25 protein-coding genes are annotated in these 19,602 nt (G+C 41.0%); 18 read left to right on the top strand and 7 right to left on the bottom strand.

Annotated features, from left to right (window positions below):
- A partial coding sequence (locus ACM0OW_RS24635) for a hypothetical protein (protein ID WP_414553193.1) occupies positions 1–268 on the top strand: 268 nt, incomplete at its 5' end.
- Positions 269–400: 132 nt separating this feature from the next.
- Here the strand turns inward: ACM0OW_RS24635 and ACM0OW_RS24640 are convergent.
- The 4 genes from ACM0OW_RS24640 to ACM0OW_RS24655 form a co-directional block, all read right to left on the bottom strand.
- A complete protein-coding gene (locus ACM0OW_RS24640; RefSeq protein ID WP_414553194.1) occupies positions 401–682 on the bottom strand; it encodes a hypothetical protein in 282 nt (93 codons plus the stop codon).
- 827 nt (positions 683–1,509) lie between these two features.
- Positions 1,510–2,925: a replicative DNA helicase gene (gene dnaB / locus ACM0OW_RS24645; protein ID WP_414553196.1), complete on the bottom strand. Its 1,416-nt coding sequence runs from the start codon at positions 2,923–2,925 to the stop codon at positions 1,510–1,512.
- A gap of 155 nt (positions 2,926–3,080) precedes the next feature.
- Complete coding sequence (locus tag ACM0OW_RS24650) at positions 3,081–4,514, bottom strand: hypothetical protein (protein WP_414553198.1); 1,434 nt, start codon at positions 4,512–4,514, stop codon at positions 3,081–3,083.
- A 1,084-nt stretch (positions 4,515–5,598) separates the two neighbouring features.
- A complete protein-coding gene (locus ACM0OW_RS24655; protein ID WP_414553200.1) occupies positions 5,599–5,835 on the bottom strand; it encodes a helix-turn-helix domain-containing protein in 237 nt (78 codons plus the stop codon).
- Between the two features lie 430 nt (positions 5,836–6,265).
- Between ACM0OW_RS24655 and ACM0OW_RS24660 the strand changes: the two genes are divergently transcribed.
- The 17 genes from ACM0OW_RS24660 to ACM0OW_RS24740 all read left to right on the top strand — a co-directional run bounded on the left by ACM0OW_RS24660 (position 6,266) and on the right by ACM0OW_RS24740 (position 18,361).
- The gene (locus ACM0OW_RS24660) at positions 6,266–6,622 is read left to right on the top strand and encodes a hypothetical protein (protein ID WP_414553201.1); all 357 of its coding nucleotides are present in this window, start codon (positions 6,266–6,268) and stop codon (positions 6,620–6,622) included.
- Positions 6,623–6,671: 49 nt separating this feature from the next.
- Positions 6,672–6,830, top strand: coding sequence for a hypothetical protein (locus ACM0OW_RS24665; RefSeq protein ID WP_414553203.1), 159 nt, complete (start codon positions 6,672–6,674; stop codon positions 6,828–6,830).
- Complete coding sequence (locus ACM0OW_RS24670) at positions 6,823–7,089, top strand: hypothetical protein (RefSeq protein ID WP_414553205.1); 267 nt, start codon at positions 6,823–6,825, stop codon at positions 7,087–7,089. The genes ACM0OW_RS24665 and ACM0OW_RS24670 overlap by 8 nt, the downstream gene beginning before the upstream one ends.
- Positions 7,090–7,444: 355 nt before the next feature.
- On the top strand, positions 7,445–7,954 hold the full coding sequence (locus ACM0OW_RS24675) for a hypothetical protein (protein WP_414553207.1): 510 nt from the start codon (positions 7,445–7,447) through the stop codon (positions 7,952–7,954).
- A gap of 11 nt (positions 7,955–7,965) precedes the next feature.
- Positions 7,966–8,781, top strand: a complete 816-nt coding sequence (locus tag ACM0OW_RS24680) for a hypothetical protein (protein ID WP_414553209.1) — start codon at positions 7,966–7,968, stop codon at positions 8,779–8,781.
- A 183-nt stretch (positions 8,782–8,964) separates the two neighbouring features.
- On the top strand, positions 8,965–9,174 hold the full coding sequence (locus tag ACM0OW_RS24685) for a hypothetical protein (RefSeq protein ID WP_414553211.1): 210 nt from the start codon (positions 8,965–8,967) through the stop codon (positions 9,172–9,174).
- A 149-nt stretch (positions 9,175–9,323) separates the two neighbouring features.
- A complete protein-coding gene (locus ACM0OW_RS24690; RefSeq protein WP_414553212.1) occupies positions 9,324–10,007 on the top strand; it encodes a hypothetical protein in 684 nt (227 codons plus the stop codon).
- Between the two features lie 71 nt (positions 10,008–10,078).
- Complete coding sequence (locus ACM0OW_RS24695; RefSeq protein WP_414553214.1) at positions 10,079–10,645, top strand: hypothetical protein; 567 nt, start codon at positions 10,079–10,081, stop codon at positions 10,643–10,645.
- A 67-nt stretch (positions 10,646–10,712) separates the two neighbouring features.
- Positions 10,713–10,880 (top strand): hypothetical protein, encoded by a 168-nt coding sequence (locus ACM0OW_RS24700; protein WP_414552825.1) that lies wholly within the window; start codon positions 10,713–10,715, stop codon positions 10,878–10,880.
- An 11-nt stretch (positions 10,881–10,891) separates the two neighbouring features.
- The gene (locus ACM0OW_RS24705) at positions 10,892–12,319 is read left to right on the top strand and encodes a hypothetical protein (protein ID WP_414553216.1); all 1,428 of its coding nucleotides are present in this window, start codon (positions 10,892–10,894) and stop codon (positions 12,317–12,319) included.
- Between the two features lie 22 nt (positions 12,320–12,341).
- A complete protein-coding gene (locus ACM0OW_RS24710; RefSeq protein ID WP_414553218.1) occupies positions 12,342–12,695 on the top strand; it encodes a hypothetical protein in 354 nt (117 codons plus the stop codon).
- Entirely contained in the window at positions 12,686–13,069 is a 384-nt protein-coding gene (locus ACM0OW_RS24715; RefSeq protein ID WP_414553220.1) for an aspartyl protease, read from the top strand. Before ACM0OW_RS24710 ends, ACM0OW_RS24715 begins: the two co-directional genes overlap by 10 nt.
- Before the next feature lie 563 nt (positions 13,070–13,632).
- Positions 13,633–14,277: an AAA family ATPase gene (locus ACM0OW_RS24720; RefSeq protein ID WP_414553221.1), complete on the top strand. Its 645-nt coding sequence runs from the start codon at positions 13,633–13,635 to the stop codon at positions 14,275–14,277.
- The gene (locus tag ACM0OW_RS24725; protein ID WP_414553223.1) at positions 14,270–15,205 is read left to right on the top strand and encodes a ParB/RepB/Spo0J family partition protein; all 936 of its coding nucleotides are present in this window, start codon (positions 14,270–14,272) and stop codon (positions 15,203–15,205) included. The genes ACM0OW_RS24720 and ACM0OW_RS24725 overlap by 8 nt, the downstream gene beginning before the upstream one ends.
- A 642-nt stretch (positions 15,206–15,847) precedes the next feature.
- Complete coding sequence (locus ACM0OW_RS24730) at positions 15,848–16,129, top strand: hypothetical protein (protein ID WP_414553225.1); 282 nt, start codon at positions 15,848–15,850, stop codon at positions 16,127–16,129.
- Complete coding sequence (locus tag ACM0OW_RS24735; protein ID WP_414553226.1) at positions 16,087–17,475, top strand: hypothetical protein; 1,389 nt, start codon at positions 16,087–16,089, stop codon at positions 17,473–17,475. The genes ACM0OW_RS24730 and ACM0OW_RS24735 overlap by 43 nt, the downstream gene beginning before the upstream one ends.
- A 244-nt stretch (positions 17,476–17,719) precedes the next feature.
- A complete protein-coding gene (locus ACM0OW_RS24740) occupies positions 17,720–18,361 on the top strand; it encodes a tyrosine-type recombinase/integrase (protein ID WP_089094334.1) in 642 nt (213 codons plus the stop codon).
- Positions 18,362–18,421: 60 nt separating this feature from the next.
- Here ACM0OW_RS24740 and ACM0OW_RS24745 read toward each other — a convergent pair whose 3' ends face one another.
- From ACM0OW_RS24745 to ACM0OW_RS24755, 3 genes are all read right to left on the bottom strand, one after another.
- Complete coding sequence (locus ACM0OW_RS24745; RefSeq protein ID WP_414553229.1) at positions 18,422–18,775, bottom strand: Spx/MgsR family RNA polymerase-binding regulatory protein; 354 nt, start codon at positions 18,773–18,775, stop codon at positions 18,422–18,424.
- A gap of 6 nt (positions 18,776–18,781) precedes the next feature.
- Positions 18,782–18,925 carry a hypothetical protein gene (locus ACM0OW_RS24750; RefSeq protein ID WP_414553230.1) on the bottom strand — a complete coding sequence of 48 codons (144 nt, stop codon included), beginning with the start codon at positions 18,923–18,925 and terminating at the stop codon, positions 18,782–18,784.
- A 70-nt stretch (positions 18,926–18,995) separates the two neighbouring features.
- Positions 18,996–19,388 carry a hypothetical protein gene (locus ACM0OW_RS24755; RefSeq protein ID WP_414553232.1) on the bottom strand — a complete coding sequence of 131 codons (393 nt, stop codon included), beginning with the start codon at positions 19,386–19,388 and terminating at the stop codon, positions 18,996–18,998.
- Positions 19,389–19,602: the final 214 nt, after the last annotated feature.

The following is a 19,602-nucleotide window of genomic DNA, read 5'->3' on the forward strand; positions in this document are numbered from 1 at the left end:
GAGCTATGAGGCTTATAGAGTCTGTCTTGTAGCTGATTTTGTCCCCCCTTCAGATAACTTTGCCATTCCTCTCAAGCGTCCTGTCTGCGGATCGGTAAACTTTTCAAAGCCAGGAACATATAACCTAGCTATGTTTAAGTATTTCTGTAGTTGCCTTGAAGAAACCTTGGGTTCCATCATCGCTGCAACTTGTGATCTTGTTAATTCTGGCTGGACTTGCAACCCTCCCATCAGTTTTGGGTTTTGGAACTTCTTAGAATTTGCATAGATATAAAATACCACCGCTTATCAGAGTGGGGAAGTTGCATTTGCAACTCCAAGGCAAAATTCTCAGAAAATATTTTACTTGTGGATATTAGTGTCGGCATTTGAACAAGAATTGATTAGACTACCCAACATCTCAAAGACTTTTATTTATGTTGCGATGAGTCTTAACATGGTCAGGAGATTTACATAATTGTTGACCCGCTTGGACTTTTAAAACAACCTCCAACTTCTTTCCGTGGATTGACCACTGTTGGTCTAAAAGATGACAAGCAACCCGCACAACATTTTGAGGATTTCGCCTGCTGCATCCTTTCATTCCCCAGCATCGGCAGGTGTAGTCACTTTCATAACCAAGGACAAGCGCTAAATCCTGATAGGTTAAACCCCACTTTTCCTTAAATTCAATTGGGTGCATAGGAGAAGCTTAAGATAATAGGAAACAAAAAACTTGATTTGACAAAATCTTAAGGATTAGCAGACCCGACATAAAACACATCATGGCGGAGCATTTTTTATGATGTTTCGCTCATATTTCTGCCTCAAATACTTGAATATTTCTCTATTTTTTTCTTAAAGGTGTTCTCAATTCAATTACTTGCTAGCTAGCTATCTAAACAATATAAAGAACTCTAATACATAGAATATTATTTGATAGCACTATTTAAATAAAAATTAAAGTAAATCTACGTATCTTTACTTTGATAAAATATTTTTTAATGAAATTTGTCTATAAGTAAAGATGACAAATTAATTACATTATGGTATCTGAGAAAAAATTATTTAGTTCCAAAGGTATATAGACAAATATCTTTGAAAACAGTAAATGCGTCAAGCGTTCTGTTATACAAAGTTGCAAAAGAGTAACAAAAAATAAAAACAAGGTAACGTCTTTGATTAGCAAAAGCTGATAAAAAACAACTACAACAAAACATTTTTAAGACTCATTGCCCCACTTTGGGGCATCAATAAATTTTTGGGGGCAGATAGAATTTCAACATAAGTTGGTGTTCACGTTGCAGCAGTAAAATTTACATCACAAAACTTGCTGAAATCATTAGAAATAACAGCTAAAAATGATGCTAGTAACTATATTTTGACTAAATCTCTGTGGGAAAGGGCAACACTCCGCTTAACTCTAACTCTCGGCGGCTACCCAAGGGAACAAAGGTGCAACGCGATCGCTGAGTTTAATGAAAGTATTTTTGGGGGATGTGGGAGGTTTTTCTACCCACCCTACACTTTTTAATCCCAGTTGCTTTGTGCTGGCTGCGATGATGGCGTTCCGCCCAGCGTAGCTGATTGCGCTAAATTCTTAAATTTTGTCACTGGTGCATCAAACAGCAGCTTAGTTGTACCTGTAGCCCCATCGCGGTTTTTAGCAAGGATAATCTCAGCAATTCCTTTCTCTTGCGTACATTCATCGTAATATTCATCACGATACAACATGATTACTTTGTCCGCGTCTTGCTCAATTCCGCCACTATCCCGTAAATCTGAAAGCATAGGGCGTTTGTTGTGACGGCTTTCTACTGCTCTTGATAGTTGAGATAAACACACGACAGGTGTCTGCAACTTCATTGCTAATCGTTTTAGTCCGCGTGTTAGCTTCTCTATCTCATTGTTTCTGTTGCCTCCGCCGTGGCCATCCATCAGTTGCAGATAATCTATGACGATTAACCCCAAATCACGGCGCTCTTGTGCCATGATTTTACGGCACTCATTCTCAATATAGGACAGTGATGGGTCTGGACGATCATCAAGGTAAATAGGTAGCTCTGATAATACACCAATGCCCTTTGATAGTGATTCCCATTGTGTATCAGAGATCCGTCCTGATTTCAAACGGCTGCTTTCTATACCAGATTCACCCGAAAGCGATCGCATGGCGATTTGTAACTTAGACATTTCTAGGCTGAACATAACAACCGGAAAGCGATGAGCCTCGGCCACATGAAAAGCCATTTGAGCTGCGAAGGCAGACTTACCCATGGCCGGACGACCCGCAACGATGACTAAATCATTACGGTTCAACCCGCAAGTCATGGCATCTAAATCATAAAAACCCGTGGGAATACCAGTTAACACTTTACCTTGGCTGCGGTCTTCAATATCTTGAAACACATTAATCACTACATCGGAAATGTGGCTAGCTCCCACAGTATCAGATGAGCGCTGCAATTTGTAAATAAAGTCTTGTAATTGCTCCAAAGCCTGTTCTAAAGGCGTTTCTTCATGGGATTTGTGCTGCAACTCAATGGCAAGGCTTCCCAGTCTACCCAGTTCCCGACGCTGCCACTTTTCCACCACCAGAGCTGCAAGGGCATCAATGTTAACTGCTGATACAGTCCTATCAACCAGTGATACTAACTTGTTTCGCCCACCAATAATTTCTAACAGGCCATTTTCAGCTAAATAGTTCGTGATCATCAACAAATCTGTAGGCAATTCAAGTGCATTCAGTCTCAACGCAGCGTTGTAAATTCGACCATGAGCGCTGATATAGAAGTGATGCGGCTTCAAAATGTCGCGGACACGTTCTATGGCTACAGGATCAAGTAAAATGCCCCCAAGTATCGCCTCCTCAGATTCAATGTTCTGTGGTGGTAGTTTATTCGCCGTCGTAGCAAAAGGGACTACATTGTTGTCAGTGGCGTACATATTCTTTTTTTATTCCAATGAAGTTTAAATTTGTACACATATTTACTCAGTAAGTATGAGCAATAGTGTCAATCCACAAACTATTTAATTCAGTTCAGTATGATTACTAGTTCCGTTATGAAGAACTAATAAAATTTCTGATTCAGCAGTCGCTATTAGTTCTGTAAAGCGGGAAGATTTACAAATCTATCAGGATATTTGGCACTCGCCCATTCGTACCACTTGGCAGATATTTTATGTGTGCAAAACTTAGATAGTCCCTCAGACAGAAGCCTAGTGTAATAGGCTTCATGCAACCACTTTTCCCAGTTGGGAAAATCGTAGCGCTTACGCTCTTTTTCTTTCTCTGCGGGGTCATCAGCGAAGTTGTTAATTTTGCGCTCTAATGTCCTGCAAACCCCTTTCCATTGCTCGAATAAGCAGAATACCTCTGTACTACCTTCATCTTTTTTAGAAAGCACGGTATTCACGTATGCGGCAATGTTGTTAATTTCTTTGCCTTGCGATCGCTGATAGGTCTGATAGTAAAGCAGGAAACTGACTTCTTTAATTGGGTTATCGCTGAAAGTTAAGTTTTGAGAATTGTTCTCACGCGCCGCGCCGGAAGAATGGCCTTCATGAGTAGATTTTTCGTTAGTTGCAGAAACTTTGTCTTTTTTAACAGCGTAGCGATGATCTTCAACTGCTTCGTTTTGATCAATCGCTGTGTTTTTCTGTTCGGCCTCAAGATTAACAGCGTAGCCATGATCTTCAACTGCTTTGTCCTGACCAGTCGCTTTGCTCTCTTCTTCGGCCTCAAGATTAACAACGTAGCCATGATCTTCAACTACTTTGTCCTGGCCGGTCGCTTTATTCTTCTCTTCCGCTTTTTTTTCCGTCCCTCCAGTGATCGATTGAGGTAATTTTATTTCTTTAATCTTATTAGAGGCGGTAAAGCTTTGCTGTGACTGAGTTTCAAGCCGCACCCCATCCATTTTTGGCACTACCCCATCCATTTTTGGCACTACCCCATCCATTTTTGGCACTATCGGTCGATGTGTATTATTTACATCATCCATTTTTGGCATCATGGATACTGAATGAGGATTTGTATTGTTTGCATCATCCATTTTTGGCATCATGGATACTGAATGAGGATTTGTATTGTTTGCATCACTCAGGTTCTGCACTACAGATGAGTCTGACAACAGTAATTCGCCAACTTTTACGGGATCAACGCGATAAAACTTAACTGCATTGCCCTTGTGCATTTTTGGTTGACAAGAAATGACGTAGCCTGATTCCTCTAGCCCCAGTAAGGAACGTTGAATACTACGTTGTGACCCTAGTGCGGGATATGCACTTTCCCATTCTCTGTAAGTAGCGCTAGTCCACCATTCCCCATCATGAAAGTAGCCATGCTTTTTGAGTTTGGCATTACTCGAACACCAGCTTTCTATAACTTGAATCAATACAGCTTGGTTAACACCTACTTCTTTTGCTACGCTCCAATAGAGCTTCGTATATGCAGGTTCATAGCCGTGAGTAAGTCGATAAGCTGTAATTGGGCTAGCTGCGGTCGGTCTTGTACTTGCTTGTGTAGTAGACATTTGTATTACCTCAAATTTTTCTTAATTTGGGTAACTCCAACTATTGCAACGCGATCACAAAACTAGTTACTATAGAGTCAACGTTGCTATTAGAGTCAACGTTGCTGTTAGAGTCAGCGTTGCGGTCTACCTCCATAGAAAAGGGTTCTAACTTTTCTATGCTTTAGGAGTTACCCGTTGTGTTTGAATTAATAAAAATCCAGCCCCTGCTGGTACGTATCCCCTCTAGCTGTAACTAGTGGGGATATCTGTATGGTGGTTGGACTGCTGTCTAAGCAGCTGATAATCCCACGACCCTCAATCAATGCAGCTTTTAGAAAATTCTGGAATTGCTCAAAATTTTCAAACTTGTTCCACTGATTGGGAGACGCGAAAGGAGTAGCAGAGCTATTAAAGGTGAAAATCATTAGAAAATCCCTGTGAGGTAGATGATATGCGCCCTACCTCCCCCTAAAGATTCACCAAAGTTTTAATCAAATTTCTCTAGAACCTGTTGTCACTGGTCAACCTAACCTGCTAGGATTAGATCATAAGAAATTTAAATAAAAGTAACATTAGGTTTGTCTTCTCGGACTGTATGACAACTTGCTGAAACAAGTTGAGTCCAGGGGAGGCATTCTTTTCTTATGTATATCTAGTGACATAACACTGAGAAAAGTTCAGACTAAGGATATAGCCTGATTACATAATAGTTTATATCTTCTAAAAATAACTAGGGTTTTGTCAAATTTTCTCAAAGAAAACGTTGAAATCTTTGTATCAAAGGCATATACAGCAAAGCTTTGACTAATTTTAATTACTATTAAAAAGCATGATTTTATATCACTCTACTAATAAGCTTGATAGAGTCAATAAAATTCATGATCCTTATTAAATGGGTGTTATAAGGATTGAAAATGTATAAAATTTACGAAATTAGTAGTACATAAATCCTCCTAATTAATAGTCTTGTACTGATTTATGGCTCCAAGTGATGCCTGCGGCGAGCGAAGCTATCGCCTTTAGCTTGCTTGTGCTGGTAGTAGCACGTTGCTTTAGCGCTTGTTCAACCAAAACACGGATCATCGTTGACGTTGTTCTAGTCTCAATGTCGAATTGGAGATTCATCACCTGGCTCCCATTCAATTTCAATAAGTTGAGCAACACTTTTCAGCCCAAAGTAGAGACAAAGCTGTTTCAGCGTGTTCTCGTCAATACGATTGATTTGATTTCGATACAGCTTACCGACTGTTCCTGGAGCTAGACCAGTCTCTTGAGCCAGTCCTATTTGGCTAATATGCCTTTCTTCCATTAAATTTTTTAATTTACAAACCAATTTCACATCCAAAACTCTCTTCTATATAAGATGTTACAGCTAATTAGTTAGCTAGTTAAATCATAAGTTAACTAAAATTTCAGCAATTAAATCATAAGATTATTCAATCATTACTTTCTTGATAAGCTAGTCAGTTAGTTGATTAGCTGTGCTATTCTATAAATGTGAGCGTAAAAAGGACGCACAAGGGCGTGAAAAGCCACACCAAGGACAACTAGGTTGCTGGACTGAGTATAAGCCTAAAAGTGACCACAAACGCTTGTAAACAAAAAAATTCATTCAAAAATCAAAAACGTAAAAATCAGAAACACAAAAATCAAATTCAACAAGTATTTCCCAAGTAGCTTAACTCTGAAGCGTGAGTAAAATTCTGGCTTCTCCAGCTAGGTGAGATCAGGGGAACGGAACAACCAACATACATAGTTGGCGATGTGAAATGCAAATCAGGTTAGCGGCACAAGTAGCCAGCAAAGTTGAAGGAATCAGACAATCACTCAATTATTCAAAGTTGAGCGACATCGTAAATCTGCTTTTAGACGCAATTAGACATCAATGGAATTTGAACCTTTCTTATCAGCCCAAAATTGAGGCCAATAATCTCAAAGTGAGACTAAATAAACGTCATCAGCTTTGGGTGTCCCAATATGCAATTGAAAGGGGGATAAATATAACCTCTGCCACCAACTTGTTAATTAGTGAATATTTAGCGGGCAATACGATAAATTTCTCACCGCAAACGCCAATAACTGTGACAGAAAGCGTTAAACCTACCCCACAAGAACCAAGGCAATAATTAGACATAGAAAACCTGAAAGGTTAGCACTAATTAGGAATTTCAAATTATGAATCAAAAACGCATAGTTCTAGATCAGAAGTACATTCCCAGAGCCGAAGAAATTATCAACCAGACAGGAATCAACACTTATTCACAGCTATTTACCATCCTGTTGGTTAACTATGGAGACACCCTAGTAAAGTCTTTGAGAGGTGCTAATGAATAACTTAAGCAGAATTTATGACAGTACTTTACTTAGCAAATCTAAAGTTTACCAAATCGACCGAACACTTTACCGATATCTCTACAAAACAGGCACAGTTCAGCATCCCAAGTACCACTTTCAACCACTGGAAGGACAACGCAAGAAAGCAGATTTGCAGCTAAATTACAAAACTTTGATTAGTCGTTGCTATGAAGTAGAAGGTATGAGTACCAATTCATCTGTACTCAGTCAAGAATCATTGCAACTGTCGATTTTTTGAAGTCAAGAAATGCCAACTAGCTTAAGTAGCACAGGTATAAAAATGAATACCCAGCTATTCAGTCAAACTCAGAGAAATAAAGGTAATCTCTGCTAGACATTCACTTTTAAGGGGATAAAAAGCAGTTTTCCACTGGCTATGAAAGCATACTTTCCTCATCTAGCAAGCGTTACAGCCATCGATACGTAGATGAATGCAATGTTACCAATCTAAGAGTAACAGTCTTTCAACCTTCATTGCTATGCAATTTACTTGATTCAAGCTATCTGGATATGCAAGTAACTGGAATTAGATGGAATGTGCTTTTTTAACCCAAAATCTCAGGTTTTCATTAGAGAGGGTAAATAAATTGACAATGACAACCAAGAAATACAGCCAAAAATATAGGCAGCTAAAAAGAAATTATGAAAACATCTGCAAAAAACAGATATCAGATACTAGTTGGCATCGTTTGGTTTCTCAGTTGAAGAATTACTTCAATTTGGATATCGAATCACCGAAGGCCAGCAAAATAATTCACCATATAGCTACCTTAAAGCGCACACATAGAAACTTCAGAGTTAATTCAGAGAATTTTGCGGAATGCTGGCAACTATTTCAGCACTACTACCAGCAGAAAACACAGCTTACTTGTGCCGAATTTTTAGCAGATTTGATGCAAAAAGTTGATTTAAGCCAAGTATCTAAAACATCTAGATACAACTGGTTTATCAATGCTGGCATTCCTTACAAAGCCGAAAAGAAGTATAAAGCATCTGATTTGGCATTGGTAGCCTTTCAAGCGGCAAAATGTATTAAATCTCGTGAATTAAAGCGCGTCGAAAACGCTGTGATAACTATTAATTCACTTGCAGTAAGTAAATAGGAGTTAAAACGATGACTAAATTCTATAACAATGTAAAAGTTCGCCTAAATCGAAAAGGTATTAAGGGCATTTCAAAAGCTGAGTATTTAGTAGCAGCAGAACATTTGGGGATCAGTGACTTAGATGATGTAACCACTGAACAGATTATTGCTGGGGTAGATTATTTGACTGATAAGTTTTCAAATGAATCAGCAAGTTTATCCCCCAGTGATTTAGCTACTACCCAAACTGAGGAAGTATCAAAAATAGAGTCAGAACTAGAGCAACCAGAAGAAACCGCGCTCCCAAGGGAACACTCCGCGAACATCATTTCAGAAGCCACCGCACTCGATTGTGAAGAAAATTTAGAAGAGGATATCGCCCATGAAACCACTGAAGCCCAACCAAGTATAGAACAATCTGAGATGCAAGCGATCGCCTGTGAAGATGATCCTCCAGAAGCCACCGCCATTGAATTGCAAGAAACTTCTGAATTAGTTGCATCTACTGCCGAAAGCATGGGTATCGCACTAAACCTTGAAGACGTTACAGCCATAGCTGAAAACTTCGATTATGCCAGTACAAATTCAGATGATGAACTGGAGGAGATAAAGTCAGCTATCACAGCATTTGTCCAGCATAAAGCAGCTTTGAGTAGGCAGAAAATTAAACATATTGTGCAAGAAGTTAAACAGACAATTCACAATCTGGACGCTGAAAATTCCGAACTGCTAAATGATGGATTAAGGAGCATAAGCCAAGATATCAAAAGCGGTTCCGAACGCTTTCGCCAACAAACAAGACAAGCCCTCAAAGTATTTGCACTCCCACCAACTAAAGCAGGCTAACAGCTTTGTAATCAGTTTTAATCCGTCAAAAGCCATATCCATCATTCTGATAATTTCATCCCTTGCTGCTGTACTTGTAGCCTTTGATAACTACCGCTTTAGTCGCCACAGAGTCACCAAGCCGGAGTACCGAGAATTTCAAGATCCTAATATTTACTTGGAGGTTCCCCAGTGGTTCAAAAAATGACTGAAAGTAAGGAACTGTCAACACTAATTAACCAATCCCTAGCGCTAATCGACCAAATCCAAAAGCACCCAGAATTCAAAGCAACAGAGTATCACCCAGACCTAACATTAGGAGATGCCCAGCAAGCATTGCTTGAACTGCGTTGGCAGACTTTACCACCGTCCGAACCAATCAAAATTTTCTCACTCGAAGGGTTCACCAGTTAGAAAGTAAACACAATGCTTGGCTTGATAGACTATCAAACTTGCTCAAACAATTTAGCCAACAGATTACCGAAACAATTCCTATAATTTAACAACTGGAATTAGTTCAAACAATCATCAAATAATTAAACGAGTAACAAAGGTAATAACCAATGACAAAAAAATTACTCAAAGCAGTTTCAAATCCCAAGATAAAGAACCACGTTCAGCCAAAAGCGAAACGTATTAGCTCCATACTGAAAAACAAGTTTGGAGTGGAATTATCAGACTTTGATGCTGCTTTAAACGGTGATGTCCAAGCTGCCCAAAAAATAGGCGAACTGGCAAGGCAAGGTAGTTTAAGCGCTGAATTTGCACCTAAACTAGCCCAATTGTATGAGCAAATCATCTCTGGGACTGAAGCATACAATAAAGCTGTTAGTGATATTTTAGTTCAAGGTGGCAAGTCAGCGATCGCCATTGATAAAGCGACCATGAAAGCCACCCTCGAAAATACCAAATATGGTCATTCGCGGAGTGAGTTAGCGGCTGAGTTTGTGGCTTCTAAGTCGGCGGAATCACAACGCCACAAATACCAGATGAACTACACCCAGATTAAGGGTTATATCGATGCACACTTGGTAGGAATCGACCAGAAAACTAGTTTATTGGAACAGTCCAATAGACCCGAAATCAAACAAATAGCAGCCGATGAACAGTATGAAAAGAAAGAATTGAACGAAGCACTGAATAAAGGAGACAAAGCCAGATATGACCTGATACCTGAGAAAGACTATCAATCATCTCCAGGACTAAAAGCCAAGTTATTACAACTGAAAACTGCACTAGGTTTCTAAGCAATAAATAACCCCAGTTGCCTGTCAATATTTCTGGGGTTTTACATACTCAAAACCCCACCTATTCTACTATGCAGCCTGACCACCTTGATGAACTGCTAGATACTAAAGACTCAGAACCAAACCAAGACACAGCGCGATATTTGCAATACATCGAAAATAAATTGTATGAAGAGATAGAAGCGCGTAAACGGCTTGACAGTGGGGTGTTATTTCTAGTCTGTCAACTTGGTTCAGTCAGTCTCAGTTGGTTCTTATTTACCCTACAAGTTTCTATTAGTTTGATAGTTGCAACTTGCATTATTTGTGCATTGCTTCCCGGACTTATCGATGCTGGCGAAAGTTTCAATTTTGAATTATCTAGTGAGCGTTGGGAGGTACGCCACAGTAAACCATTGGTTGCAATTTCCAAACTTGCCATTGGTGGGGTTATTTCCTGGCATTCCACCCGAAAAATTAGCAGTGCAGTCTATCAAACTCATGCAGCCATTAAGGAAACTTACAGCGAGATAAAAGCGGCTGAGTCCTTGGGTAGTGGGGTTCAAATCCCAGGCTTAGAACTATTAATAGCTGGTGTAGTCGGGGTGGGGTTAATAGCCTTTTCAAACATCAGGAATAAGGGGAACTCAGATGTATAGAAAGAACGGTTTTTTAACTAATTTCATAGGGGTGCTAGTGTTCATCGTATCCGCCAACTATTTAATCATGGGATTGTACGACACTGGTTATAATTTGGCATTACTTGCAGATTGGATGCGTGAAAACCAAATAGATAGAAGCATTATTAATTTCATCAATGCTGGGATGATTCACATTGAGTTAATTATGATTGTGAGTTTTTTATTGGCTTTGTTGTTTGTATGGATTAAGTGAACAATTGAACCATGCAAGAGATAGAACAATTCAACCACCAACTGAAAGCACAACGAAGAACAGCCACATTCTTATCAACTGCTTTGTTTATTGGTGGTGTTTCGCTATGTCTTCCACTGTTTGCGGACACTACCAAATATCCTGAAACATTATTCTGCTTTAATCCTAATACTGACTTGTGCGAGGGTCATCAAATCAAGCGGGGGATTAGTTGGATAATTGACCGGGAACGGCGTAACTTTACTTTTGATAGCAAGGTGAAATTCTTACGCGTACTCCCACCAGAAGCACCCAAAGCCCCTTTATATGGTGTAGTGGGAACTGTTCTTTTAATTGGTGCGTATGGTGTAAGTAAATCACTCACAGATACACAGGAGAAAGCAATTCATTCTCAATTCGCACTGTTAAAAATACGAGCGCTAGAAAATGACATTTATGTTTCAAATCACTTAGACTTAACTGCATACAGCAAACAGCACCAATCCCAAATAACTAAGGAGATAATTGCACGGGATACAGCCGGGGCAATTGAACAATTGAAGACTGAAGGAGAACAGCAACTAGACCACATTAACGGACAATTACAAGGTGAAGTTGCCCTGAAAAGCCATGAGTTACAGATATCAGAACTAGACAAGGCTATTGCAGATAATCGTTTATCAACTGTTGAGACTACCCGTAAAATTGAGAAGATATCCAAACCAATTACTGACAGTAAATCTGATACTCAATCACCTAATGAACAGCTTAAAGATGCCCTTATAGATGCCCTGAAAAACCATGAAGACGGTTATTTGTGGAAAATTATCAATTCACTTAAACCATTGTGGCTTATAGGTAATCAAGGGTCTGGCAAGACTTACACAGCCGGAGCGATCGCATTAATCCGAAAATATTGTCTCGATGCCCCAATTTATCAATTAATCGACCGTCACGCCACTGGTGATAATGCGGATGTGTGGCAACTGCTAGAAGCTACCAGTAAGGCAGAATCAGAGGATGAAATCAGCACCGCTTTTGAAGATTGCTGTGATAGGTGGCTGCAACGGATTAAGGAGAAACCCACTAAAAAGCAGCAGGTAATTTGTGATGAATTTACCAATCTGAAATCACTTTGTGGTGATAGCGCGATCGCATTCTTCAAAATGTCCCTCACCGATACCCGCAAAGCCAAGGAGTATTTGCTGGGCATTACCCATAATGCCACCAATGAATCATTCCCAGATGGTACAGCATCAGCACGTAAAGCAGGGACAATTTTACTGGAGAAGTTTAGCGCCAACGGTGAAACACCACTATCTAGGGTAGTTGTCCGCTATGGCCTTGTTGATGAGAACGGCAATAATTTAGAAGATGTTGAAAAAACTCTACCAGACTGGATGCACCCTGAACGTATTTACCAGCACTTCAACGGTCAGCCAATCAATTTTGATGACTAATGCAAGTTGGCATTGCGCCATAATGAAATCACACAAGCGATTAACTGTTGATATGACACAAGTTTACCAACCCCGTCGTCGAAGCCGTATTCTAGCACCATCGGTCATCGCACCGTCAGACCTTGATCACCGCCGGGAACACAGCAATACTCTGGCTTTGCAATGTCGGGCTGTGTTTGAACGCCTGCGGGAGCATTTGATAGAAACGCATTACAACTGGTTTATTGCCATCGACCCCGAAAGTGAAAATTATTTGATTGATCAAACTTTGCCAGGACTAACCCAAAAAATCCGTCATTCTTATGACGATACCGATGTCAAGCTTACCATCTTTCGCCTAAATGATACTGGAACCTGTGGCAGACTATGGGTGTAGGTGCTTTTGGGGACAATGGTGAGCTATGGTTTGAAATCCAGATGCAGGCCGCCAATGGAGATGTATTTTCTGTGGAAGCTCTATTTGATACTGGCTTTACTGCGGGGTGGCTGGCTATTAATACCCAAGATTTGGAAGCATTGGAGTGGTTAAGAATTGCTGCCCAAATCTTCATGACAACAGCACGAGGGGAAGGTCAGTTCAATTTGTATGAAGGCAAGGTGATCATTGATGACACCGAGTTTACTATTCCCGTTCACGTTGGGGATGATATTCCCGATACCCTCATGGGTTCTGCGTGGTTGGACATTATGCAACTGGTCGTCAATAAACCTCAAGGGATATTAACCTTAGAAATAGTCAAGGGAAACTAAAAACAGATTTGGCTGATCAGCTTAATACAGAAGGGTTTGTGCTAGATTGGCATACTGTGATTTTTTTGCTTATTCCAATTTCATGTGTTCTGGTGTACGCAGTTCATGATCAGTAAACCACAAACTTTTCAAAACTAACGTAAAAACAGGGTTTTAAGCCATCGTGAATACTCCTTATTCACCATTGGGAATAGAGCAATCGCCGTCATCAGTGCTAGGGGTATCGCCTGAAATGCTGACTAATAGGTTGTTTTGTAATCTCCCTATATTTAAGCGAAATGTCCGCATGGCAAGGCTTCTAAAAATTTTTTTGGTTTACTGATGATGGCTACTTATTCAGTATTGTTTCTTTTTGGATATTTTAGCTAGTTTGACATGACTAGTACCGCCGTGAAGTCAAAAGTCAAAAGCCAAAATTCAAAAGCCAAAAAGCTGATTTTATAGGCGTTTCATTGATTTCAAATGGTTGTGCTATTTAAGCTGTGCTGTACTAGCTTTGTACAATACAACTTTTAAACGAGAAGATTTACCGTAAACTGTACTATGTGTTTTTGAGCCTAGCTATGCCAATTATTGCAGTTATTAATCAAAAAGGAGGAGCCGGCAAGTCAACAGTTGCCGTGCATCTAGCGCGTTGGCTGCAAAAACAACGTAAATCTGTGTTGCTTGTGGACGCAGATGCTCAATGCTCATCTTCCAAATGGCTGGCGCGATTAGAAAAAGATGTTCCTTGCCAGATTCTTCAAGCACCTGATGCACTGTTGGATGAGTTACCTAAATTGATAGATGAGTACAATTGGGTCATTGCTGATGGGCCGGCCGCGCTGTCCGAAACAACTAGAGCATTAATTTTAACTGCTGATTTAGTGATTGTTCCTTGCCAACCTACGGGTGTTGATTTGGAGAGCGCTTCAGATACTGTACGGTTGATTCAGCAAGCTCAAAGGATTCGCCGTGGAGAGCCGAAAGCAGTGATGTTTGTTAATCGGGCAGTCAAAGGAACTAAATTAAAGGATGAAGCGATTGAAGTTCTGCGACTGATGCCAAATGTTATCGTTCTGGAAAATGTGCTTCATCAGCGCCAAGTTATTGCTGACTGCTACGGACAAAACTCTACAGTTTTTGATTTGTCTGGCTCCACAGCAGGAATTGCTAGACGTGAAATTGAGCAAATATTTAAACAAGCCTTGGAGGTTTTAAATGCCTAAAGCAAGGCAACCACTTAGTCAAGGACTTGCTGCTTCTATTGCCCAAAAATTTATTGCAGATCCAGCAAGTGTTCAATCTTCTCAAACGATACCAATTGAACAAATTCAACTTCCAGCCAAACAACCCCGTCGTTATTTTGACCCCAATAAGCTAGCTCAGTTAGTTAAATCAATTCAGGAACATGGCATTTTGGAACCTTTGCTGGTTCGCCCATTGGAAAATGGTAATTATGAGCTAGTCGCCGGAGAAAGGCGTTATCGCGCAGCGCAAGAACTGAAATTACCTGATGTTCCTATAGTGAGTAGGGAGTTTGACGACCAACAGGCTCTCCAAGTTGCTTTAATCGAAAACCTACAACGCGAGGACTTAAACCCTGTTGAGGAAACCGAGGCAATTCTTGACCTGCTTTCGATTACCCTCAACATCAGTAATGATGAGGTGGCTTCTATCTTGCATCGTGCCAACCATGCCAAAAATCGTGGTCAAGAATTGGAGGAAAACGTTTTCCTCCAACTTCAAACTATCGAATCAGTTCTGGCTGGCATTGGTCGGTTTTCTGCGGAGTCCTTTCGTACCAGTCGTTTACCGTTGCTGACTCTGCCTGCTGAGATAATGCGCGCACTACGCGAAGGTCAAATTGAGTTTACCAAAGCTAGAGCGATCGCTCGTGTGAAAAATGAGCAGCAGCGAAAAACTTTACTTAAGGTAGCAGTATCCAAGAATTTGAGTTTGAGCGAAATTAAGCAAAAAATCCAAGAACTGAATGTCACTGAAAAAGAAAAATCTAGTACCAGCTATGTTCAGAGATATTCCCAGATTGGTCAACAATTAAAGAAAGCAGATATTTGGAATGACCCAGATAAACGAGCTAAGTTAGATACTCTGCTTTCTCAAATAGAAGATTTAGTTAAAAAGACTGATGAGTAAGGTATTAAGCCTTTTCCAAAAACAAATATTAGATTAGAGATGATAAAAATCACATCAGGGGCAAAGTAGGTAAAATCGGTTGCATTGCCCAAATGTATCATCAACACAGAGGTAGATTTGCTGCGGCATCGTGTCAATCATGCCCAAAATCATGGTCAAAAAGTGGAGGAAAACGTTTTCCTCCAACTACCTCTTCAGTCCTAGTAGGTAATGGTTGTGTGGCTGAGAAATCCTTTCCTACCAGTCGTTGAGCATTAGGGTATTAAAAAGTCAAAGATATGGGATGACCCCAAAGAGCAGAAACGTTTAGAAAATCTGGTCGCTGCTATTGAAGCTTTCATAAACGAATCCAACTCAGCTTTAAGTGCCAGAGGCAAGCAATCCAATCGCGCCCGGAGAAAAATCAGCAGGCTCATCAAACACAGAGGTAGATTTGCTGCGGCATCGTGTCAACCATGCCCAAAATCATAGTCAAAAAGTGGAGGAAAACGTTTTCCTCCAACTACCTCTTCAGTCCTAGCTGGCAATGGTTGTGTAACTGTGAAATCCTTTCCTACCAGTTGTTGACCATTGTTGAATCGGCTGTTTGAGATTTAACAAGCACTACCATTCGGTCAGATTGAGTTAACGAAAGCTAAAACGATGCCTTTGGCGATCGCCGCAGTGCTGGAGAAAAATCAGCAGGATCATCAACACAACACAGAGGTAGATTTGCTGCTACATCGTGTCAACCATGCCCAAAATCGTGGTCAAAAAGTGGAGGAAAACGTTTTCCTCCAAAGTCAAAATATCGCAATCTGTGGTGCTATTAAGAACATTTTTTCAGAAACCTTTCCGGTATTTCATCAGTCTGATGTTCCAACTTATGTAAAAACCCCTAAATGTCTGACTCCACTCAGGGTATTCCCGGTTTACCTGATTTGACACATCCTACAGAGCTAATTCAGTTTGGTTCTCAGGTACTGCAAGCTTCGTTGTTATTGGTATTTTTGGTCATAGCTTTAGGAATAGCGATCGCTCTGGTGAGTTTTTCTCTCCGTCGCCATGAATCGGAACAAGTAATTTTCGTTGGTGAGTGGTCTGTTCGTTACTCCCAAATTTTGGGGGGATTGCAGCATCTAACTGTAGTCTTGGTGCTATTAGTAGTAGGATTTTTTCTCTGTTCCACTTTGAGCAATCGATATCACCACTGGGAACAAGCAAAGGTGGCTCAAGTAGCTCAAAGTGTGGCTGGCGAAAGGTTAGAGCAAATTGCGCCCCGGATTCGCTATGTTACTCAACAACCATTTACTTATACCACCCAAGTTGATGGCAAGATTATCAAGGTAACTGATACACAAGAAGTTAGCCGCTATTTAGCATTGGCTGGCTCACAAATTCAGGTAAAGCTTGACCAAAACACAGATGTTCAAAATCGTAGTGCTGTTTATCGCGCTGATTACATTGCTGATTACAAGATTATTAACAGACTCAAAGACATTAATAATTTCTTTTTTGAAGCACCACCACCCAACGGTTACTCATTACTTTCTAACTATAAAGTTGAGCGAGATCAGACGCGATTAGAACCCAATAATCCGGGGGAATATAGCTTTCCCTTCAGCCTACAACCGGGAGCAGAAACCAACTTTCGTGTTACCTATCAGGCGCAAGGAGGATCACGCTGGGTATATGACAGCGCTGGACAGTTACTATCTAATTTTCGCCTGACAGCAATTGCCAACTTTGCTTCTGCTGATTTTGCCAGTGGGATTGTTCCTAATGAGACGAAAGTTGATAGACGCAGCACGGAATTTATTTGGAAATTTGATGATAATGTCGCAGTGAGAAACCCATTTGGTGTGTTTACCAACACAAACCCCATTCGCAACACTGGGATTATTCCTCGGCTCTTATTGTTAGCACCAGCGTTATTTCTGTGGTGGATCTTGTTGCTGTATTGGTCATTACCAATGAGTATTAAAAATGTGGCGATCGCAGCTGGTATTTTCTTTGCTTGTCTGCTGACTTTGACTTATCTCAGCCGCTTCATGAATGCACAGTTAGCTTGGACAATGATTTCCCTAGTATTATTAGCGCTGACTTATGGTTTAGGTTACAACCGCAATACTTCTCTTGCTGCCATTATTTGCACCATAGCAGGAGCAGTATTGCCAGTTTTCGGATTATTAGTACCATTCAGTGGTCTAACTCTCAGTGTTGCAGGCTTGCTTTCAGTTATTTGGTTAGCAGTGCGCCACTGGTATGGCTGGTATAGTTTGCAGCTATAAGATACAGTAAAATAACAGAAATTTTTTTGGCTCTAGTAGTCTGTCAAAAAGTAATTGACGGATTAGATTATACCATACAGGATGTAGCCCGATGGTGGCGTTAAAAATAAATAACTTGTGTTGAATTTAGAGATAGCACTTGGGATTAATCAATGGAAAATTTACAGGTCAATTTTTCATCCCCTTAAATATTGTGGGCTTATACTTGCTACTATGATTAACCATTAGGGGCAGTGGATCAAGTGTGAAAATCGACCGACACGGCAAAGCCAAAGTTCTGACTCAACAAGAAATTCAACGCCTGTTCACCGAAGGTTTAACCACAGTGCGTGACAGAACCCTATGTGCTGTCATGCTGTACACGGCTTGTCGTGTCAAAGAATGCGTCACCCTAAAAATTACAGATGTTTACGATCGCAAAGGTAAAGTCCGCCCAGAGCTAATTCTCCGCAAAGGCAACACCAAGGGCAAACTAGCCACGCGTACCATCCCAGTCCTAGAGGATTTGCGGCGCTTCCTGGAAGCCTACAAACACAAAACTTCCCTAGATCAATACCTGTTTCCCGGACGTTGGGGACGGGGGCATTTGCATGAAGATTATGCAGCCCTGATCTTTCGCGAAGGATGCAAGCAGGTTGACATTGAAGGCGCAAGTAGCCACAGTTGTCGCCGCACAGCCTTAACAATCATGCACAGAAATGGCGTACCCTTGCGAGTCATTCAAGAAATCAGTGGACATCGCAACCTGGAGCAGCTGCAACGGTATCTGGAAGTAGAATCCGAGCAAATTCGGGGTGCGATCGCCATGTTGAGTATGCTTACCCCAGTGTCCACGGATTTAGATGGTCAACCAAGTCCCCAAAACGAACAATACCAGCCGTTTTAGATCGGTTAATAGGGTTATCCCGATCTAAAGGCAATACGTTTGGGAGTCGGGGTTTGGGGACTAAATCTCTAATTTGGCTCGAATGACTTTTTCATCTCTAAAGCCTACCAGTATGGCTGTGCCATCTTTGACGAAAAGTGGACGTTTGAGCAGCATGGCATCTTGAGCGAATGCGTCAATCCACTGTTGGTCAGTCCAAGTCTTCTTTTCTTCACCTAAAGCACGGTATGATTGGCCAGAGGTATTACGCATGGGCGCAAAACCCAAGGACTTCACCCAGTTTTGAATCATGTCACGGGTGGGCGGCATTTCTTTTGTATTAATGAATTCATACTCAATACTGTTGTCTTGGAGCCACGTAAAAGCTTTTTTACAAGTGCCACAGTTGGGGATACCGTAAACCTGAAGGGACATAAAAAGTTAATCAACAATTTCCATGACATATATATACATGGCTAGTTTAACTTCTGGCGATGGTGCGGCGCGATCTGCTTGCTTACAGTGGGGTGGAGTGCGATCGCGGCGATCGCCGGAGGCGGGGCGTAGCCCATCGCGCTGAGGCAATCAATCAATTACAGTGGGGCGTAGCCCATCGCCTACGGTAGGGCAGAACGCCATCATTCACAGTGTAAGATCACTTGATCGGGTAATATAATCCATCGTCACCAAAGCGCCAGCCACGAGTACCAGGATCTCGATGACGGCTCCATGACTCGAACTCAGATGGTGTGAGATTTTCTCGCTCCCTAGACAAACTTAATTCATCAACACCCAATCTCCGAGCTAAACTTTCCCCAGTGCAGAAGTTAAGTTCTACTTGTCTTCCCTGGAATGGATGAGATGATGAAAATTGTCTTCTGCCTGCATTTCCTTGGTGACGCAGCTGCCCAAGTGTATGATTAATTTGGGCAAGGCTTTTAGTAACAGTTTCTAACTTTTCTGACAAGTGACTCGGTTGTTGTGCTTGTTGTTGAGGTGATGTCGATTCTATACCCTGTTCTATACTCTGGGTGAGATGCCCCAACATTGTTTCAATTTGTTGTAAGCGATTCTCTACACTGTTTGTATTATGTACCTGATTGGCTTCCAGTGCTGAGAGTCGGTTGATGATGTGGTGTAGAACATTTTCTATACTATGGTCAGCGACTTCCGTTTGCTCCAGGATTTGATGCAGACCCAGGACTACTTGTAGCGAACTGCAAACATAAACGCTTCAAACTGCAAACAAGGCGATTTTGAAA

Source organism: Anabaena sp. CCY 0017 (assembly GCF_963920885.1).
Lineage (GTDB): Bacteria > Cyanobacteriota > Cyanobacteriia > Cyanobacteriales > Nostocaceae > Nodularia.

What these genes read in the sequence shown, in the direction of transcription:
- ACM0OW_RS24640 (WP_414553194.1), bottom strand. Translation starts at nt 682, where the DNA reads ATGCACCCAATTGAATTTAAGGAAAAGTGGGGTTTAACCTATCAGGAT.
- dnaB (WP_414553196.1), bottom strand. Translation starts at nt 2,925, where the DNA reads ATGTACGCCACTGACAACAATGTAGTCCCTTTTGCTACGACGGCGAAT.
- ACM0OW_RS24650 (WP_414553198.1), bottom strand. Translation starts at nt 4,514, where the DNA reads ATGTCTACTACACAAGCAAGTACAAGACCGACCGCAGCTAGCCCAATT.
- ACM0OW_RS24660 (WP_414553201.1), top strand. Translation starts at nt 6,266, where the DNA reads ATGCAAATCAGGTTAGCGGCACAAGTAGCCAGCAAAGTTGAAGGAATC.
- ACM0OW_RS24665 (WP_414553203.1), top strand. Translation starts at nt 6,672, where the DNA reads ATGAATCAAAAACGCATAGTTCTAGATCAGAAGTACATTCCCAGAGCC.
- ACM0OW_RS24670 (WP_414553205.1), top strand. Translation starts at nt 6,823, where the DNA reads ATGAATAACTTAAGCAGAATTTATGACAGTACTTTACTTAGCAAATCT.
- ACM0OW_RS24675 (WP_414553207.1), top strand. Translation starts at nt 7,445, where the DNA reads ATGACAACCAAGAAATACAGCCAAAAATATAGGCAGCTAAAAAGAAAT.
- ACM0OW_RS24680 (WP_414553209.1), top strand. Translation starts at nt 7,966, where the DNA reads ATGACTAAATTCTATAACAATGTAAAAGTTCGCCTAAATCGAAAAGGT.
- ACM0OW_RS24685 (WP_414553211.1), top strand. Translation starts at nt 8,965, where the DNA reads ATGACTGAAAGTAAGGAACTGTCAACACTAATTAACCAATCCCTAGCG.
- ACM0OW_RS24690 (WP_414553212.1), top strand. Translation starts at nt 9,324, where the DNA reads ATGACAAAAAAATTACTCAAAGCAGTTTCAAATCCCAAGATAAAGAAC.
- ACM0OW_RS24695 (WP_414553214.1), top strand. Translation starts at nt 10,079, where the DNA reads ATGCAGCCTGACCACCTTGATGAACTGCTAGATACTAAAGACTCAGAA.
- ACM0OW_RS24700 (WP_414552825.1), top strand. Translation starts at nt 10,713, where the DNA reads ATGGGATTGTACGACACTGGTTATAATTTGGCATTACTTGCAGATTGG.
- ACM0OW_RS24705 (WP_414553216.1), top strand. Translation starts at nt 10,892, where the DNA reads ATGCAAGAGATAGAACAATTCAACCACCAACTGAAAGCACAACGAAGA.
- ACM0OW_RS24710 (WP_414553218.1), top strand. Translation starts at nt 12,342, where the DNA reads ATGAAATCACACAAGCGATTAACTGTTGATATGACACAAGTTTACCAA.
- ACM0OW_RS24715 (WP_414553220.1), top strand. Translation starts at nt 12,686, where the DNA reads ATGGGTGTAGGTGCTTTTGGGGACAATGGTGAGCTATGGTTTGAAATC.
- ACM0OW_RS24720 (WP_414553221.1), top strand. Translation starts at nt 13,633, where the DNA reads ATGCCAATTATTGCAGTTATTAATCAAAAAGGAGGAGCCGGCAAGTCA.
- ACM0OW_RS24725 (WP_414553223.1), top strand. Translation starts at nt 14,270, where the DNA reads ATGCCTAAAGCAAGGCAACCACTTAGTCAAGGACTTGCTGCTTCTATT.
- ACM0OW_RS24730 (WP_414553225.1), top strand. Translation starts at nt 15,848, where the DNA reads ATGCCTTTGGCGATCGCCGCAGTGCTGGAGAAAAATCAGCAGGATCAT.
- ACM0OW_RS24735 (WP_414553226.1), top strand. Translation starts at nt 16,087, where the DNA reads ATGTCTGACTCCACTCAGGGTATTCCCGGTTTACCTGATTTGACACAT.
- ACM0OW_RS24745 (WP_414553229.1), bottom strand. Translation starts at nt 18,775, where the DNA reads ATGTCCCTTCAGGTTTACGGTATCCCCAACTGTGGCACTTGTAAAAAA.
- ACM0OW_RS24755 (WP_414553232.1), bottom strand. Translation starts at nt 19,388, where the DNA reads ATGTTGGGGCATCTCACCCAGAGTATAGAACAGGGTATAGAATCGACA.